Below are 17,027 nucleotides of genomic sequence, written 5' to 3' on the forward strand. Positions count from 1 at the left end.
CGTCTTCCGTGCTTCGCTCCGTCCCGGCTGGGCGGGGCGGTGGCTGACGCGGGGGCACGGCCGTTGGCAGGGTGCTCGGCGGATCAGAATGCCCAGAGTGCGGGGAGTTCGGGTATCAGGCAGCCGTAGGTGCGTACCACCGAGATGGGCGTACCGCGCAGAATGCCCTCGGCCCGGTAGACCACCGGGTGGTAGCGGAAGCAGCGCACGCTCGGATCCTCCTCCGGAAGCGTCAGTTCACCGAGCGGGGCGAGGAACCCACAGGCCGCCACCGCGGCGGGATGCGAGCCACCAACCGGATCGCAGGTCAAAGTGGCCGTGCGCGTCGGCTGATCCGAGTCCTCGCGGGTAAGCACCAGCCGCGTCGCGGGCTCCTCCGCCACAGCACTGCCCGCAGCAAGCAGCACCGCCACAGCGGCAACGATCCCCACCACTACCCGAGCGGACTTCCTCGCAACACGCATCTGTTCGCCTCTCCCCCCAACCCGAATTCCTGTGCACCACCCGGCACACCGAATCGTATCCAGTGAGCGTGGCTCCACGCCCGCCCCGCACTCCGCACGCATACCGTCGCGTCAACCGCAAGCCGCCGTTCCCACGCGTGCCACCACTCCGCGCGGAGACCACCACGCCACGCGGACGCCACCACGCCACGCGGACGCCACCACGCCACGCGGACGCCATCACGCCACGCGGGTGCCACCACTCTGCGCGGATGCCATCACTCCGCGCACATAGGTCGCTCGGCACGTGTGCTCGGCGTACTCGCAAGGATCGGCGAGGCGACGACCGGTGCCCGCGGTGTCGGCGGAGGTTCCCTAATACAGTGCGGTGGCGAGTTTGCGGCGTGCGGCGACCACGACCGGGTCGGCGGTGTCGTACAGCTCGAACAGCTCGACCAGGCGAGTGCGCACGCGGTTGCGGTCGTCGCCCGCCGTGCGCTTGATCAAGTTGATCAGGCGGGTGAAGGCGGCCTCGGGCTCTTGGTTGAAGCACTCCATGTCGGCGGCCGCGAAGGCGGCGTCGATATCGTCCGGAGCGGCGTCGGCCCGCGCGATGGCGTCCGCCGGCAGGCCCTGCGCCCGGCCGAAGAAGCGCACCTGCCGCAGCGCCGCCTTGGCCTCGGCATTGGCCGGCTCCTCGGCGAGGATCTTCTCGTAGGCGGCCTCGGCACCGGCGATGTCGCCGCGATCGAGCGCCTCCTCGGCGGCGGTGAAACGGGGATCCTCCGGCACGGCCGCGGCCTGCTCACCCTCGACGCCACCTTCGAGCTTGCCCCGCACCGCGTCGACCACGGCCGCGAGCCACTGCTTCACCTGCGGCTCGGGTTGCGCGCCTTGGAAATCGGCGAGCGGCTGGCCCGCGGCCACCGCGATGACGGTCGGGATGCCCTGCACCCCGAGCGCCTGCGCTATGCGCATATTCGGCTCGGCCTCGACGGTGGCCAGGTCCCAGCTGCCATCGCCCTCACCCACCAGGCGCTCGAACAGCTTCACCAGCTCCACGCTGCCCGGGCTGCGCTGCGAGTACAGGACGATGACCACCGGAACCTGCATCGATCGACGCAGCACCTTGGTCTCGAAATCGGCCTCGGTGACGGCGTGACCGGTCGGCGCATCCGCCGCGGCGGCCGGCTGTTTCAGACTGGACAGATCCACCGCACCGGACATAGCAGCGGCGACGGCGGGCGAGGGACGACGTGCAGCAGGTCGAGTCACGGTTTCCAGTTTGTCACGAACGAGCAGCGGCAGGTGCCGCGGCCGTGCTCAATTCGCCCAATTGGCCGCTCTTGATCGCCCACCGCTCGAACCAGGCCGAGGTGAACGGAACGACCGAGGAGAGCAGGCCGAGCACGAGCGTCTTGCCCGGCCACTCGAACTCCCGGGAGGCAAGGAAGACGTTGAGCACGAAGAGAAGGAAGAGCAGGCCGTGGAGCAGCCCGAACACCATCACCGGCCAGGTGATCGGTTCCGGCAGCCGCTTGAGCACCGAGCCCGTCAGCAGCAGCGCCCAGGAGAACGCTTCCAGCGTCCCGAACAGTCGCACACGCTTGGCCACGGTGCTCACATCGAAGAATTCGCCCATGGGGCCTATTGTGCCGAACGGTGGTGGGTCTACGACAGCGGGTAGTTGGTGTGGGGTGCGACACACCTGTCAGGCCCGGATGATGAGCGCGTCGCCCTGGCCTCCGCCGCCGCACAGCGCGGCCGCGCCGACGCCTCCGCCGCGGCGCTTCAGCTCCAGAGCGAGGTGCAGCACGATGCGGGCACCCGACATACCGAGCGGATGTCCGATGGCGATGGCACCGCCGTTGACGTTCACCTTCTCGGGCGAAATGCCCAGCTGGCGGGTCGACGCGACACCCACTGCGGCGAACGCCTCGTTGATCTCGACCACATCCAGGTCGGCGGGCGAAATGCCTTCCTTCGCACAGGCTTTGGCGATGGCGTTGGCCGGTTGCCGCTGCAGCGTGGAGTCGGGGCCCGCGACCACGCCGGCGGCGCCGATCTCGGCGATCCAGCTCAGGCCGAGCTCTTGGGCCTTGGCCTTGCTCATCACGACCACGGCCGCGGCGCCGTCGGAGATCTGGGAGGCCGAGCCCGCGGTGATGGTGCCGTCCTTGCGGAACGCGGGGCGCAGCTTGCCCAGCGACTCCACCGTGGTGTCGGCACGGATGCCCTCGTCCTCGGCGACCAGGATCGGGTCGCCCTTGCGCTGGGGCACCGCCACCGGGACCACCTCGTCCTCGAACAGGCCGTTCTTCCAGGCCGCGGCGGCCTTCTGGTGTGAGGCGGCGGCGAAGGCGTCCTGGTCCTCGCGGCTGATGTGGTCGTCGTCGTTGCGGGTCTCGGTCAGTGCGCCCATGGCCTGATCGGTGAAGATGTCGTGCAGGCCGTCGAAGGCCATGTGGTCGCGCAGCGTGACGTCGCCGTACTTGAAGCCCTCGCGGCTCTTCTCCAGCAGATGCGGCGCTCGCGACATCGACTCCTGGCCGCCGGCCACCACGATCTCGTACTCACCGGCACGAATCAGCTGGTCCGCCAAGGCAATTGCATTGATGCCGGACAGGCACACCTTGTTCAGCGTCAGCGCGGGCACATCCATCGGGATGCCACCGGCGACCGCGGCCTGCCGAGCGGGGATCTGGCCCGCGCCGGCGGTGAGCACCTGGCCCATGATCACGTAATCGACCTGATCGGGCCGCACGCCGCTCTTCTCCAGCGCCGCCTTGATCGCGAAACCGCCCAGATCCGAACCGCTGAAGTCCTTCAGGCCACCCAGCAGCCGGCCGACCGGAGTGCGCGCGCCGGAGACGATGACGGAGGTGGTAGTCACGATGTACCTCGCTTGTGAGTGGGAACGCCGTACTCCACGGTAACCGGTGCCGTCCCGACGGCACCATGCAGGTCCGCGCTACCGTTCGAAGGGTGAGCGCTACCGATACGCCCGAATTCATCCCCGCCGATTACGTGATCGCCGTCGACCATGTCGGCGTCGCCGTTCCCGACCTCGATACCGCTGTCGCGTGGTACTCCGAGCACCTCGGAATGGTCGAAACCCACCGCGAGGTCAATGAGGCCCAAGGGGTGCACGAGGCGATGCTGTCACTGCCCGGCGCCGGCGACGACTCGACTGCTCTGCAGTTGCTGGCTCCGGTCGACGAGTCGTCCACGATCGCCAAGTTCATCGATCGCAACGGCCCCGGACTCCAGCAACTCGCGTATCGCGTCACCGACGTCGAGGCGGTGGCTACTTTCCTGCGCTCGCGAGGTCTGCGTTTGCTGTACGACGCGCCTCGCCGCGGAACGGCCGATTCCCGGATAAACTTCGTACACCCGAAGGATGCTGGAGGTGTGCTCATCGAGCTCGTGGAGCCGGCGCCGAATCCTACTCACTAGTATCGGATTCCGACCGGGGAAACTTGTCGTAACGACATTCGCGGTCGGCTCACCATCGTGGGCCGACAGGCTGTAGTTTGTGGGGCATGTCGTCCACTGAGCCCGATCGCAATCGCTTCGTCGCGTTGCCGTTTACCGTAGTCCGAAAGGGCTACGACCGCGATGAGGTGCGCAATTACTTTGACCGATTCGATGCTGAACTAAGGGTCACCGCCACAGATCGCGACGCCGCCGCAGCCCAGGCCCGAAATCTCGCCGCCCAACTGGAGGACGCGCGCGACGAAATCGATGAGCTGCGTAAGGAAGTCGACCGGTTGTCGGTGCCCCCGACCACCGCCGAGGGCATGAGCGATCGCATCTCGCGCATGCTCCGCCTCGCCTCCGACGAGGCCTCCGAGGTCCGCGCGCAGGCGCAGGCCGAGGCCGCCGAGATGATCTCGATCGCCGAGCAGCAGGCCACCGAGATGCGCGGCAAGTACGAGTCGCTGCTCGCCGAGACCAAGGAGAAGCGCGAGGCGCTCGAGGTCGAGTTCGAGCAGACCCTCGCCAACGCGCGCTCGGAGTCCAAGAAGATCCTCGAGGCCGCCAATGCCGAGGCCGAGCGGATCACCAAGGAGGCCGAGGCCAAGCGCAAGGCCGCCCAGCAGGACTTCGAGGTCACCATGGCGGAGCGGCGCACCAAGCTCACCCGCGCCATGGAGGAGCTCGAGGCCAGCAGCCGCTCCGAGGCCGCCCAGCGCATCAAGGACGCGACCGACGAGTCGAACCGTCTGGTCACCTCCGCCACCCAGCAGGCCGATCGCAAGATCGCCCACGCCAAGGAGCTGGCCGAGGAGATGCGCGTCCTGCGAGGCCGAGTTCTGGCCCAGCTCTTGGGAATTCGCGGCCAGCTCGATTCCGTCCCGGCCATGCTCGCCGCCGTCAACCGCGAGAGCGAGCTGCTCGACGGCGCGCCGGAGCAGCGTTCGCTGTCCGGCAAGCAGTCCGGTTCCGGACGCCAGAAGGCCATCCCCGAGGTCAAGGCCGAGGAGAACGAGCTCGTCGACGAGGAAGAGCGCGAGAACGCAGAAGTCTCGAGCTGACGCCGATCCTGCCGGGCGACACTACATCGACCGTCCGAAGGCCGCCCCGCTAGCGGGGCGGCCTTCATTACTTTGCGGGACGGCCTTCACTACTTCAGGGGCGGCCTTCACTTCTTCCGGGCGGCCTTCACGACTTCGGGAGCAGCCTTCACTTCTTCCAGGCGGCCTTCACGACTTCGGGGGCAGCCTTCACTACTGCGGGGCGGCCTTCACTACTTCCGAGGGGCAGCCTCACAGCTTCGGGGACCCTCATCAGCTTGGGGGGCTTGGTTTTTCGGGGCTCGGCGATCGGATCTCAGGACCAGCGGCGCGTGATGGTGCGGGTGTGGCGGCCACGCCAGCAGCCGGTGTGCCAGTGGCGGCGGTCGTCCTCGCCGCCGTGTTCACGCCAGGCGACGAGATGCGGTGTGCCGGGCCGGATTTCATGGTCACAGCCGGGGCAGCGGTAGGTCTTGGTGGCGCGGGAGCCGGGGATCGTGCGGACGACGTAGGTGTCGCCGTCCGGGCCGGTCTCGGTGCGGCCGAAGACGTCGCCGATCGGGCGCGGATCCCGTGGGAACCGCGCCGGCGACTGCTTGGGACGCGGTTTCCGGCGGGGCATGGCGGACGAAACTAGAACAGCCGGAATTCGGTGCTGTCCGTGCCGCGCAGGGCGTCGTAATCGAGTGTCAGGCAACGGATTCCGCGGTCGTTGGCGAGGGTCTTGGCCTGCGGCTTGATCTGCTGGGCGGCGAAGACGCCGGTGACGGGGGCCAGCAGCGGATCCCGGTTCAGCAACTCCAGATAGCGGGTCAGCTGTTCGACGCCGTCGATTTCGCCGCGGCGCTTGATCTCCACGGCCACGGTACCGCCATCGGCGTTGCGGCACAGGATGTCCACCGGGCCGATCGCGGTCATGTATTCGCGCCGGATGAGCGAGAAGCCCGGCCCGAGGGTCTCGATGTGCTCGGCCAGCAGCTCCTGCAGATGCGCCTCCACACCGTCCTTCACCAGGCCCGGGTCGACGCCGAGATCGTGCTCGGAGTCGTGCTCGATGTCGGCGACGGTGATGCGCAGTTCCTCACCGGCCTTGTTGGTCACCACCCACAGCTTCGCCGCCTCGGTTTCGCTGTCGCGCTCCTCCAGCCAGCAGGGTGGGCTCATCCAGTTGAGCGGCTTGTAGGAGCCGCCGTCGGAATGCACCAGCACCGAACCGTCGGCCTTCATCAGCAACAGCCGGCGAGCCATCGGGAGGTGAGCGGTGAGCCGACCCACGTAGTCGACCTGGCAGCGAGCAATCACGAGGCGCACCCCCGGCACTTTAGGCGAGGCCGTGCGGGCCGCGTAATTCAGCCCACGAGCAACAGATACCCCAGCGCGGAAGCGACCGCCAGCAGGCCACATTCGAACCGCGTCATCCGGGGCAACCGAGGCAGTCGCACCCGCTGGGTGCGCAGCAGCCAGAAGCCGCCCACCAACCCGATGGCGAGGGCGAGCAGATGCCCCACATTGGTGAACGTGCGTCCCATCGCGACACCGGACACCGCGACCGCCAGCCAGGTGATCGACCAGGTCGCGCGCCACTGCCGGGGCAGCAGGACGACGAACGCACCGATCACCGCCATCGCGCCGTAACTGATGCCGACGTCTTCGGCGGTCGTCGTGCTGACCGGGACCCAGTCGGCCGTCACCGCCACCCACAGGCCCGCGGCGACCAGCAGCGTGGCGCCGATGTGCCCGGCGACGAAGATGCGGATCGTGGTCAGCGCGCCGAACCGCCGTTCGGCCAGGGCGAGTAGGCAGACGAGCAAGGGGATGAGCAGCGCCGCGGCTGCGCCGTCCCCCACCACCAGGGCGCTGGAGACGAGCGTGCCGTAATTGCCGCGCAGCAGGTTGCTCAGGTTGGTGCTGGCACGCAGGATCACCTGGGTCTGCGCGGCGTCGCTGAGGGCCGCGAGCAGGGCGGCGACCGTGATGAGCATGGCGGCGTAGCCGTAGGTCACGGGGAGGAAGAACCGCCGCCAGCCGCTGCGCGCGGCGCCGAGCGTGGGAGCCGTGTCAGCCGTTGCCTCGCCGACCATCCGTACCTCGTCCTTCCCGCGCGGCTCGCGTATGCCGGGCTACCCGTCCATCATCCAGCGAACCGGCGCCGCGCGGGTTGCCGTACCTTGTGAACTGACTGTGAATCCGGCCCGCCGGCCGGGTGTACAACGAGTTTGCCCCGATCCGGCGGTTCTACACCTGTCCGGCGCGCATTGTCCGGTATGCCGACTCGGATATGACGAAGGCCCCCAACATTGTTGGGGGCCTTCGTGAAAGTATGTTCCGGCGGTGTCCTACTCTCCCACACCCTGTCGAGTGCAGTACCATCGGCGCAGGTGAGCTTAGCTTCCGGGTTCGGAATGGGACCGGGCGTTTCCCCACCGCTATAACCGCCGTAACTCTATGAAACTATCCACACACATCGTGTGTTGTTTCAGATACCGCACAGTGGACGCGTAACACCTTCGTTGGTAAGCCCTCGGCCTATTAGTACCGGTCACCTCCACACATTACTGCGCTTCCAGTTCCGGCCTATCAACCCAATAATCTGTTGGGGGCCTTACCCACTCGAAGTGGTGAGAAACCTCATCTAGGAACAGGCTTCCCGCTTAGATGCTTTCAGCGGTTATCCCTTCCGAACGTAGCCAACCAGCCATGCCCCTGGCGGAACAACTGGCACACCAGAGGTTCGTCCGTCCCGGTCCTCTCGTACTAGGGACAGCCTTCCTCAAGTTTCTAACGCGCGCGGCGGATAGAGACCGAACTGTCTCACGACGTTCTAAACCCAGCTCGCGTGCCGCTTTAATGGGCGAACAGCCCAACCCTTGGGACCTACTCCAGCCCCAGGATGCGACGAGCCGACATCGAGGTGCCAAACCATCCCGTCGATATGGACTCTTGGGGAAGATCAGCCTGTTATCCCCGGGGTACCTTTTATCCGTTGAGCGACACCGCTTCCACACGCCGGTGCCGGATCACTAGTCCCGACTTTCGTCCCTGCTCGACATGTCTGTCTCACAGTCAAGCTCCCTTGTGCACTTACACTCAACACCTGATTACCAACCAGGCTGAGGGAACCTTTGGGCGCCTCCGTTACCATTTAGGAGGCAACCGCCCCAGTTAAACTACCCACCAGGCACTGTCCCTGAACCGGATCACGGTCCGAGGTTAGAAGTCCAATACGACCAGAGTGGTATTTCAACGACGACTCCCACGACACTAGCGTGCCGCTTTCACAGTCTCCCACCTATCCTACACAAACCGTACCGAACACCAATACCAAGCTATAGTGAAGGTCCCGGGGTCTTTTCGTCCTGCCGCGCGTAACGAGCATCTTTACTCGTACTGCAATTTCGCCGAGTCTGTGGTGGAGACAGCAGAGAAGTCGTTACGCCATTCGTGCAGGTCGGAACTTACCCGACAAGGAATTTCGCTACCTTAGGATGGTTATAGTTACCACCGCCGTTTACCGGGGCTTAAATTCTCAGCTTCGCCCCCGAAAGGGCTAACCGGTCCTCTTAACCTTCCGGCACCGGGCAGGCGTCAGTCCGTATACCTCGTCTTACGACTTCGCACGGACCTGTGTTTTTAGTAAACAGTCGCTTCTCTCTGGTCTCTGCGACCCAACCCAGCTCCCACCGCAAGGGCGTTCACCGGACCGGGCCCTCCTTCTCCCGAAGTTACGGAGGTATTTTGCCGAGTTCCTTCACCACAGTTCTCTCGATCGCCTCGGTATTCTCTACCTGACCACCTGTGTCGGTTTGGGGTACGGGCCGTGTACCAACTCACTAGAGGCTTTTCTCGGCAGCATAGGATCACTGAATTCACCTCAAACGGCTACGCATCACCTCTCAGGCTGTATGAGACACGGATTTGCCTATGCCTCGCCCTACAGGCTTACACCCGGTAATCCACCACCGGGCCCAGCTACCTTCCTGCGTCACCCCATCGCTTGACTACTACAGCCAGGGTCACGCGCATCCCCATCTCCTCACCCGAAGGTGATAGATCCGGTTCAGGGCGCTTAGCACAACTGATTCGCCATTGGGCGCGGATACACGGGTACGGGAATATCAACCCGTTGTCCATCGACTACGCCTGTCGGCCTCGCCTTAGGTCCCGACTCACCCTGGGCGGATTAACCTGGCCCAGGAACCCTTGGTCATCCGGCGGACGAGTTTCTCACTCGTCTTTCGCTACTCATGCCTGCATTCTCACTCCCACAGCCTCCACACCTGGATCACTCCGGCGCTTCCCTGGCTGCAGGACGCTCCCCTACCCACCCCAACCACTGCCCCGAAGGGAATGTACATGCTGGAGTGCCGCGGCTTCGGCGGTGTACTTGAGCCCCGCTACATTGTCGGCGCAAGACCACTTGACCAGTGAGCTATTACGCACTCTTTCAAGGGTGGCTGCTTCTAAGCCAACCTCCTGGTTGTCTCAGCGATCTCACATCCTTTTCCACTTAGTACACGCTTAGGGGCCTTAGCCGGCGATCTGGGCTGTTTCCCTCTCGACTACGAAGCTTATCCCCCGCAGTCTCACTGCCACGCTCTCACACACCGGCATTCGGAGTTTGGCTGACTTCGGTAAGCTTGTAGGCCCCCTAGGCCATCCAGTAGCTCTACCTCCAGTGTGAAACACGTGACGCTGCACCTAAATGCATTTCGGGGAGAACCAGCTATCACGGAGTTTGATTGGCCTTTCACCCCTACCCACAGCTCATCCCCTCAGTTTTCAACCTAAGTGGGTTCGGGCCTCCACGTCGTCTTACCGACGCTTCACCCTGGCCATGGGTAGATCACTCCGCTTCGGGTCCATGACATGCGACTCAGACGCCCTATTCGGACTCGCTTTCGCTACGGCTCCCCCACACGGGTTAACCTCGCCACACACCGATGACTCGCAGGCTCATTCTTCAAAAGGCACGCCATCACCCCACAAAGAAGGCTCTGACGGATTGTAAGCGTCCGGTTTCAGGTACTATTTCACTCCCCTCCCGGGGTACTTTTCACCTTTCCCTCACGGTACTAGTCCGCTATCGGTCACCAGGTAGTATTCAGGCTTACCGGGTGGTCCCGGCAGATTCACAGCAGATTTCACGGGCCCGCTGCTACTCGGGAAACACTCACGAGAGACAAACTGTTTTCGTCTACGGGATTCTCACCCTCTACGACGGACCGTCCCAGGCCACTTCGACTAACAGCTTGTTTTCACTCTCGCTCACTACGGCAGTAGCAAGAAGAATGCTCCCACGACCCCACACGGACAACGACTGCCGTCTATCACATCCGCATGGTTTAGCCTCATCCGCTTTCGCTCGCCACTACTCACGGAATCACAATTGTTTTCTCTTCCTGTGGGTACTGAGATGTTTCACTTCCCCACGTTCCCTCCACACACCCTATATATTCAGATGCGGGTAACACGACATCACTCGTGCTGGGTTTCCCCATTCGGAAATCCTCGGATCTCAGCTCGGTTGACAGCTCCCCGAGGCATATCGCAGCCTCCCACGTCCTTCATCGGCTCCTGGTGCCAAGGCATCCACCGAACGCCCTTAAACACTTACAAACAAAGATGCTCGCGTCCACTGTGCAGTTCTCAAACAACACACCCGCATCGGATCGAACCTCGAAGCCAGCCACAGCACGCTGCGCGGTACTAACGAAAACCCGAACGGATCGTCATGATTTCCCAGAAAGAACGTCTGTTCTTTCAGGACCCAATAGTGTGTCGACTACCTCCGGCCCGAAGACCGGCACATGTCAGCGTTCCACCCATGAGCACCACCGAGGATCATTCGTCCTCGAAGTGGCTCTGCCAGAAGCGATCCCGACTCCTCGGGACACTCACTGGAGAATGCTCCTTAGAAAGGAGGTGATCCAGCCGCACCTTCCGGTACGGCTACCTTGTTACGACTTCGTCCCAATCGCCAATCCCACCTTCGACAGCTCCCTCCCACAAGGGGTTAGGCCACCGGCTTCGGGTGTTACCGACTTTCATGACGTGACGGGCGGTGTGTACAAGGCCCGGGAACGTATTCACCGCAGCGTTGCTGATCTGCGATTACTAGCGACTCCAACTTCACGGGGTCGAGTTGCAGACCCCGATCCGAACTGAGACCGGCTTTAAGGGATTCGCTCCACCTCACGATATCGCAGCCCTCTGTACCGGCCATTGTAGCATGTGTGAAGCCCTGGACATAAGGGGCATGATGACTTGACGTCGTCCCCACCTTCCTCCGAGTTGACCCCGGCAGTCTCCTGCGAGTCCCCGGCATAATCCGCTGGCAACACAGGACAAGGGTTGCGCTCGTTGCGGGACTTAACCCAACATCTCACGACACGAGCTGACGACAGCCATGCACCACCTGTACACCAGCCACAAGGGAACCGACATCTCTGCCGGCGTCTGGTGTATGTCAAACCCAGGTAAGGTTCTTCGCGTTGCATCGAATTAATCCACATGCTCCGCCGCTTGTGCGGGCCCCCGTCAATTCCTTTGAGTTTTAGCCTTGCGGCCGTACTCCCCAGGCGGGGTACTTAATGCGTTAGCTACGGCACGGATCCCGTGGAAGGAAACCCACACCTAGTACCCACCGTTTACGGCGTGGACTACCAGGGTATCTAATCCTGTTCGCTACCCACGCTTTCGCTTCTCAGCGTCAGTTACTGCCCAGAGACCCGCCTTCGCCACCGGTGTTCCTCCTGATATCTGCGCATTTCACCGCTACACCAGGAATTCCAGTCTCCCCTGCAGTACTCTAGTCTGCCCGTATCGCCCGCAAGCTTGGGGTTGAGCCCCAAGTTTTCACGAACGACGCGACAAACCGCCTACAAGCTCTTTACGCCCAGTAATTCCGGACAACGCTCGCACCCTACGTATTACCGCGGCTGCTGGCACGTAGTTGGCCGGTGCTTCTTCTACAGGTACCGTCACTCACGCTTCGTCCCTGTCGAAAGCGGTTTACAACCCGAAGGCCGTCATCCCGCACGCGGCGTCGCTGCATCAGGCTTCCGCCCATTGTGCAATATTCCCCACTGCTGCCTCCCGTAGGAGTCTGGGCCGTGTCTCAGTCCCAGTGTGGCCGGTCGCCCTCTCAGGCCGGCTACCCGTCGTCGCCTTGGTAGGCCATTACCCCACCAACAAGCTGATAGGCCGCGGGCCCATCTCGCACCGATAAATCTTTCCACCACAAACCATGCGGCTCGTGGTCATATCCGGTATTAGACCCAGTTTCCCAGGCTTATCCCAGAGTACGAGGCAGATCACCCACGTGTTACTCACCCGTTCGCCGCTCGTGTACCCCGAAGGGCCTTACCGCTCGACTTGCATGTGTTAAGCACGCCGCCAGCGTTCGTCCTGAGCCAGGATCAAACTCTCCGTTGAAGACTCACAAAGCGAGAAGCCGAACACTCGGCACTCTCAACTCAGAAGTAATCTCGAACCAGAGTCCGAAAACCTAACTAAAACGCCAGCCGGAAAATAGCTGACAAAAACATCCTGCCCTCACACGGGGGTATGAGAAACAGGAACCAAAAATAATTGGCACTGACATTCATCGACACACTATTGAGTTCTCAAAGAACACACGCACCAGTGACCTCACGGGAGTACCCCGGTCGATCGGCTGGGCAACTTTTACAGCTTAGCCCGACCGTGAACACGGACCAAATCCGAGTTCAGGTAGAGCCAGTGTGATCGTCAGGCGCTCATCGTCCAACCTCGTGTCCCCGGCCTCTCGGCCCGGGTCGGTGTCCGTGTCGCTCTGACTCGGAATAAGTTACGTGTCGGTGGAATCGATGTCAAATCGCCTGGTCAGGGGCGTTCTGCGATCAACTCACGCGCTCGACTCCGGCACCCAGCGCGCGCAGGTTCTCGACGAAGTCGGGGTAGCCGCGGTCGATGTGGAAGACGTCGTGCACCTCGGTCACGCCGTCGGCGACCAGACCCGCGAGCACCAGGCCGGCGCCGGCGCGGATATCGGATGACCAGACCGGCGCGCTCGACAACCGTGGGATCCCGCGCACCACGGCATGGTGGCCGTCGGTACGGGCGTCGGCGCCCAGCCGAATCATCTCCTCCACGAAGCGGAATCGAGCCTCGAAGACGTTCTCGGTGATCATGGAGGTGCCGTCCGCGATGGCCGCGAGGCCGATGGCCATCGGCTGCAGGTCGGTCGGAAAACCGGGGAACGGCAGTGTCGAGAAGTTCACCGCGCGCGGCCGCTCGGCCTGCACGACGCGAAAACCGTCCGGCTCGAACGAGATTCGCGCACCGGCGGAGCGCAACTTGTCCAGCACCAGCGACAGATGCTTGGGATTGATGCCCGTCACCCGGACGTCGCCCAGCGTCATGGCGGCGGCGATACCCCAGGTGGCCGCGACGATGCGGTCGCCGATCACCTGATGAGTGGCCGGAGAGAGCTTGCGCACCCCGTCGATGGTCAGGACCGAGGTACCCGCACCGCTGATGCGCGCGCCCATCCGGGTCAGCATCGTGCACAGGTCGACGATCTCCGGTTCGCGCGCGGCGTTGTCGATAACCGTCTCGCCCTCGGCCAGCACCGCGGCCATCAGAATGTTCTCGGTCGCGCCGACCGAGGGGAAGTCCAGCCGGATGCGCGCGCCCTGCAGCTCGTCGGCGCGAGCGACCAGGCAGCCATGCTCGATCTCGCTGGTCGCGCCGAGCAGGCGCAATCCGGTCTGATGCATGTCGAGCGGCCGGGAACCGATCGCATCGCCACCGGGCAACGCCACCACCGCGCGCTTGCACCGGGCCATCAGCGGCCCGAGTACGCAGACCGAGGCCCGGAACTGCGTGACCGCGGGGAAATCCGCGTGGTACTTCGGTTCGGTAGGGGTATCGATGGTCACCACGGAGCCGTCGACCACCACATCGCAGCCGAGACCACGCAGCACCTCGGCCATCAGCGGGACATCGAGGATGTCCGGGCAGTTGGTGATCGTCGTCGTGCCCTCGGCCAGCAGTGCGGCGGCCATCAGCTTGAGCACGCTGTTCTTGGCACCACCGACCGCCACCTCGCCGGCGAGCCGACTGCCCCCGGTCACCAGAAACCGTTCACTCACGGGGGTCAGCCTAGTGGGCGCGACGAACGATGGTGACCACTCCGCTACTCCGCGCCCGCCACGTTCTCGTCCGAAACGCCGGGGCGCCACAGCACATCGCCGTCCGGGTTGGCCACCCTCCCCAGGATGAACAGCAGATCCGACAGCCGGTTCAAATATTTCACGGGCAGCACCGAGGTGTCGTCGGGGTGCGCGGCGACCGCCGCCCAAGCAGACCGCTCGGTCCGGCGCGCCACCGTCCGCGCGGTGTGCAGCAGCGCCGCCAGCGGGGTGCCGCCCGGCAGGATGAACGAATTCAACGGCGCCAGACCATCATTGAACCGGTCGCACCAGCGTTCCAGCCGGTCGATGTAGTCCTGGGTGATGCGCAGCGGCGGGTACTTCGGATCGGCCACCACCGGTGTGGACAGATCGGCGCCGGCGTCGAAGAGGTCGTTCTGCACCTGACGCAGCACCCGCTCGATCTCGGGATCGGGTGCGCCGAGCGCGATCGCGACGCCGATCGCGGCGTTGGTCTCGTCACAGTCGGCATAGGCGACCAGCCGCGGGTCGGTCTTGGCCACCCGGGAGAAGTCGCTCAAGCCCGTGGTGCCGTCGTCGCCGGTTCGCGTATAGATCCGAGTCAGGTGCACGCTCACACCACAACCCTAGCGCCGGACGATGATCACCGGCGGCGGCGGATTCGCTCGGAGGGGCGCGACTCCACCCAGGACAGGAAGGCCGCCAACGCCCCACGGTCCAGGGCGAGTTCGTAACTGCCGTCGCCGTCGGAGACCGCGATGACGATGATGTCGTCGGTCATGATGTCGTATTCGTCGCCGACCGGGCCGCGGCGATCGGTGACTTCGATACCCAGACGCCGAATGGTGGCGTCGGCCCCCAATTTCACGCTGGTCAGCTTGAAGAAGACCAGCCGGTCTTCGTCGTAGCGGATCAGGCCGTGCCGCCAGCCCTGCCCGCCCTTGGCCGGCAGCACGCGCAGAATCGCGGCCGTCCCGCCGCGGCGCAGCATGACGAAACGGTAGATCGAAACCAGCGCCAGGCCGACGAGCAGCAGCACCAGAATGATCAGAAACACCATCCCGGTCCGCAATCCAGGTCCGTCCCTTCGCCTTTGCCCCTGTGCTGGTGCGGGTACCGTGCCATCCCCGAACAAGGTCACCGTTGGGGCGAGTCTACAAACAGTCCCATAACGCAGTGCGTGAGCCTAATCGGAAGGGCTGCCCGGGGCGCGTGAACGGCGATTTCGCGCCCGGAGCAATCGGAACGGCGCGGGCTCAGCCCATGGTGAACGGCTGGCCCCAGACGGTGAGCATGCTCTCCCCGGCCTCGGTCGAGACGTCGGCCATCGTGAACGCCCTCGCCTGGGCGTAACCGCCGCACCCGTTGATCGCGAAGGTCTCGTCGGTCCAGCTGACGCTGGCGTGCGGACCGTCGACGGTCGGGTGCTTCTTGTGAATCTCGTTGCCGTAGTCGTCCGGTTGCTCGATGTCGAGGACATAGCGGGTCACGGCTTGGCCGGGGGCGATGGTGAGGGTTTCGGTGACCCCGATGACGGGTGCGGCCAGCCCCGTACCACTCGCCCCCTGAGTGTCCGTGTCCTGCGAGTTCAGCGACCCGATGTCCACCTGGCAGCCCACCACGTATCCCGGATTCAGCTGGATACTCGCCGAATCCGCGCCGGGCCCGGACACATCGGCGACCACCCGGCCCGACGTCCAGACATTGCGGTGGGTCGGCGTCGCCCCCATGGATCCGCTGATCGTCGCCGACTCGTCCAGGATCGACAGCGTCACCACGGTGCCGTCACCGAGCGTGCGGGTGATCGAACCGCCCTGCAGCGGAACGAACGTGTCGGCATTCGCGGCGCCCGCGGACCACGATCCCAGCGCGACGGCCACCGCCGTCGGCAACCCGATCGCCCGGCCGCGTCGCGCGGTTCCACTGCGGTTCATGCGTTTTCCTTTCGCATTCGAGAGCCGGATCAGCCGATGCTGAACGGCTGGCCGTACAGCGTGACCTTGTGATAGTCGGGGCCGATGACCTCGACCACGGCGAAACTGCGGGCCTGCGCATAACCGACACAGCCCTGTACTTCCATCGGAACGTCTTGGTAATTCAGGAAATACCGGCCCGATTTGGTCATGTCCTTGTTGTTGATCTGCACCCATTTCACCTCGCCGGGGCTGATCGGAAAGGACACACCGGCGGTGATGGACGGTGTCGAGGAGGGCGTCGCGCCGAGCGAGGGACCGAACGATCCGAGCGCCACCTGGCAGCCGACGAGATAGCCGACGGTCAGTCCGGAGGACCCGTGCGTCGACGAATTATTGGTGCCCGGCTCGTTCAGCGCGCCATTGTTGGGACCGACCACACCCGGCGGCGTATCGATGTCGACGGTCACATCGCCGCTGACCCAGGCCATGCGGCCGGCGCCGTTGGCCGCCAGTGACGGTGACAGCACCGCGTGCTCACCGGAGCTGTGAATGACGACCCCCGCCCGTTCGATATGTCCGTCGGGCAGCGGCACGAAGGTATCCGCCCGCGCGGCGCCCGGCGACCACAGGCCGAATACCGTCGCGATCGTCGCCGCCGCGGCGGTGATTCGCACGAGCCGTCGCGTTCCGTTTACCTGATCCTTGATCATCCACCCCTCGCTCATCGTGGCGAGGCCGCCGGTACCACCGATGGCGACCACGCGTGCGCCGACCGGACAGTGCTGAGGTAATGCTCGGTACTTCAGGTGAAGCCTGAAACTTTCGAAAATGCCGAGAGATCGTCGGCGAGTTCGGTCGCGAGCGGACCGGTGCTCGATACTAACCCGAGCAGGTCGATTGATTCGTACCCCGGCAACTGTGTCACGAATTCGAACGGTGAATCGACGAAATGACTTGTGGTATCCCGAGAATCGGTACAAAACAACGGCCCCCGGG

14 protein-coding genes and 3 rRNA genes are annotated in these 17,027 nt (G+C 64.2%); 2 read left to right on the plus strand and 15 right to left on the minus strand.

What is annotated here, in order from left to right; all coding sequences use genetic code 11:
- Positions 1-83: 83 nt before the first annotated feature.
- The 4 genes from NWFMUON74_RS29275 to NWFMUON74_RS29290 all read right to left on the minus strand — a co-directional run bounded on the left by NWFMUON74_RS29275 (position 84) and on the right by NWFMUON74_RS29290 (position 3,336).
- Positions 84-464 carry an SSI family serine proteinase inhibitor gene (locus tag NWFMUON74_RS29275; protein WP_187684962.1) on the minus strand — a complete coding sequence of 127 codons (381 nt, stop codon included), beginning with the start codon at positions 462-464 and terminating at the stop codon, positions 84-86.
- A gap of 354 nt (positions 465-818) precedes the next feature.
- A complete protein-coding gene (locus tag NWFMUON74_RS29280) occupies positions 819-1,670 on the minus strand; it encodes a tetratricopeptide repeat protein (protein ID WP_187689498.1) in 852 nt (283 codons plus the stop codon).
- A 61-nt stretch (positions 1,671-1,731) separates the two neighbouring features.
- Complete coding sequence (locus NWFMUON74_RS29285) at positions 1,732-2,085, minus strand: DUF3817 domain-containing protein (protein ID WP_187684963.1); 354 nt, start codon at positions 2,083-2,085, stop codon at positions 1,732-1,734.
- Between the two features lie 69 nt (positions 2,086-2,154).
- Complete coding sequence (locus NWFMUON74_RS29290; protein WP_187684964.1) at positions 2,155-3,336, minus strand: acetyl-CoA C-acetyltransferase; 1,182 nt, start codon at positions 3,334-3,336, stop codon at positions 2,155-2,157.
- 65 nt (positions 3,337-3,401) lie between these two features.
- On the opposite strand from NWFMUON74_RS29290, the gene mce reads away from it, so the two are divergent.
- Positions 3,402-3,899 carry a methylmalonyl-CoA epimerase gene (mce, locus tag NWFMUON74_RS29295; RefSeq protein WP_187689499.1) on the plus strand — a complete coding sequence of 166 codons (498 nt, stop codon included), beginning with the start codon at positions 3,402-3,404 and terminating at the stop codon, positions 3,897-3,899.
- An 86-nt stretch (positions 3,900-3,985) separates the two neighbouring features.
- The gene (locus NWFMUON74_RS29300; RefSeq protein WP_187689500.1) at positions 3,986-4,981 is read left to right on the plus strand and encodes a coiled-coil domain-containing protein; all 996 of its coding nucleotides are present in this window, start codon (positions 3,986-3,988) and stop codon (positions 4,979-4,981) included.
- Between the two features lie 295 nt (positions 4,982-5,276).
- On the opposite strand, the gene NWFMUON74_RS29305 is transcribed toward NWFMUON74_RS29300, so the two are convergent.
- From NWFMUON74_RS29305 to NWFMUON74_RS29355, 11 genes are all read right to left on the minus strand, one after another.
- Positions 5,277-5,582: an ATP/GTP-binding protein gene (locus NWFMUON74_RS29305; RefSeq protein WP_187684965.1), complete on the minus strand. Its 306-nt coding sequence runs from the start codon at positions 5,580-5,582 to the stop codon at positions 5,277-5,279.
- Between the two features lie 11 nt (positions 5,583-5,593).
- Positions 5,594-6,271 (minus strand): endonuclease NucS, encoded by a 678-nt coding sequence (gene nucS / locus NWFMUON74_RS29310; protein WP_187684966.1) that lies wholly within the window; start codon positions 6,269-6,271, stop codon positions 5,594-5,596.
- Positions 6,272-6,309: 38 nt separating this feature from the next.
- Positions 6,310-7,041 (minus strand): rhomboid-like protein, encoded by a 732-nt coding sequence (locus NWFMUON74_RS29315; protein ID WP_187684967.1) that lies wholly within the window; start codon positions 7,039-7,041, stop codon positions 6,310-6,312.
- A gap of 242 nt (positions 7,042-7,283) precedes the next feature.
- Positions 7,284-7,400 (minus strand): 5S ribosomal RNA (rrf, locus tag NWFMUON74_RS29320).
- 69 nt (positions 7,401-7,469) lie between these two features.
- Positions 7,470-10,576 (minus strand): 23S ribosomal RNA (locus NWFMUON74_RS29325).
- Between the two features lie 299 nt (positions 10,577-10,875).
- A 16S ribosomal RNA gene (locus NWFMUON74_RS29330) occupies positions 10,876-12,394 on the minus strand.
- The 16S, 23S and 5S rRNA genes sit together here, the layout of an rRNA operon.
- A gap of 446 nt (positions 12,395-12,840) precedes the next feature.
- Entirely contained in the window at positions 12,841-14,094 is a 1,254-nt protein-coding gene (murA, locus tag NWFMUON74_RS29335) for a UDP-N-acetylglucosamine 1-carboxyvinyltransferase (protein WP_187684968.1), read from the minus strand.
- Between the two features lie 44 nt (positions 14,095-14,138).
- Positions 14,139-14,732, minus strand: coding sequence for a cob(I)yrinic acid a,c-diamide adenosyltransferase (locus NWFMUON74_RS29340; protein WP_187684969.1), 594 nt, complete (start codon positions 14,730-14,732; stop codon positions 14,139-14,141).
- Between the two features lie 26 nt (positions 14,733-14,758).
- A complete protein-coding gene (locus tag NWFMUON74_RS29345) occupies positions 14,759-15,175 on the minus strand; it encodes a DUF2550 domain-containing protein (RefSeq protein ID WP_187684970.1) in 417 nt (138 codons plus the stop codon).
- A gap of 196 nt (positions 15,176-15,371) precedes the next feature.
- Positions 15,372-16,049, minus strand: coding sequence for an MspA family porin (locus NWFMUON74_RS29350; RefSeq protein ID WP_187684971.1), 678 nt, complete (start codon positions 16,047-16,049; stop codon positions 15,372-15,374).
- Between the two features lie 29 nt (positions 16,050-16,078).
- Positions 16,079-17,011, minus strand: coding sequence for an MspA family porin (locus tag NWFMUON74_RS29355; protein ID WP_342452774.1), 933 nt, complete (start codon positions 17,009-17,011; stop codon positions 16,079-16,081).
- Positions 17,012-17,027 lie beyond the last annotated feature (16 nt).

Source organism: Nocardia wallacei (assembly GCF_014466955.1).
Classification (GTDB): Bacteria; Actinomycetota; Actinomycetes; order Mycobacteriales; family Mycobacteriaceae; genus Nocardia; species Nocardia wallacei.

Coding starts and splice junctions, on each gene's coding strand:
- NWFMUON74_RS29275 (WP_187684962.1), bottom strand. CDS start 464: ATGCGTGTTGCGAGGAAGTCCGCTCGGGTAGTGGTGGGGATCGTTGCC.
- NWFMUON74_RS29280 (WP_187689498.1), bottom strand. CDS start 1,670: ATGTCCGGTGCGGTGGATCTGTCCAGTCTGAAACAGCCGGCCGCCGCG.
- NWFMUON74_RS29285 (WP_187684963.1), bottom strand. CDS start 2,085: ATGGGCGAATTCTTCGATGTGAGCACCGTGGCCAAGCGTGTGCGACTG.
- mce (WP_187689499.1), top strand. CDS start 3,402: ATGCAGGTCCGCGCTACCGTTCGAAGGGTGAGCGCTACCGATACGCCC.
- NWFMUON74_RS29300 (WP_187689500.1), top strand. CDS start 3,986: ATGTCGTCCACTGAGCCCGATCGCAATCGCTTCGTCGCGTTGCCGTTT.
- NWFMUON74_RS29305 (WP_187684965.1), bottom strand. CDS start 5,582: ATGCCCCGCCGGAAACCGCGTCCCAAGCAGTCGCCGGCGCGGTTCCCA.
- NWFMUON74_RS29315 (WP_187684967.1), bottom strand. CDS start 7,041: ATGGTCGGCGAGGCAACGGCTGACACGGCTCCCACGCTCGGCGCCGCG.
- NWFMUON74_RS29345 (WP_187684970.1), bottom strand. CDS start 15,175: ATGGTGTTTCTGATCATTCTGGTGCTGCTGCTCGTCGGCCTGGCGCTG.
- NWFMUON74_RS29350 (WP_187684971.1), bottom strand. CDS start 16,049: ATGAACCGCAGTGGAACCGCGCGACGCGGCCGGGCGATCGGGTTGCCG.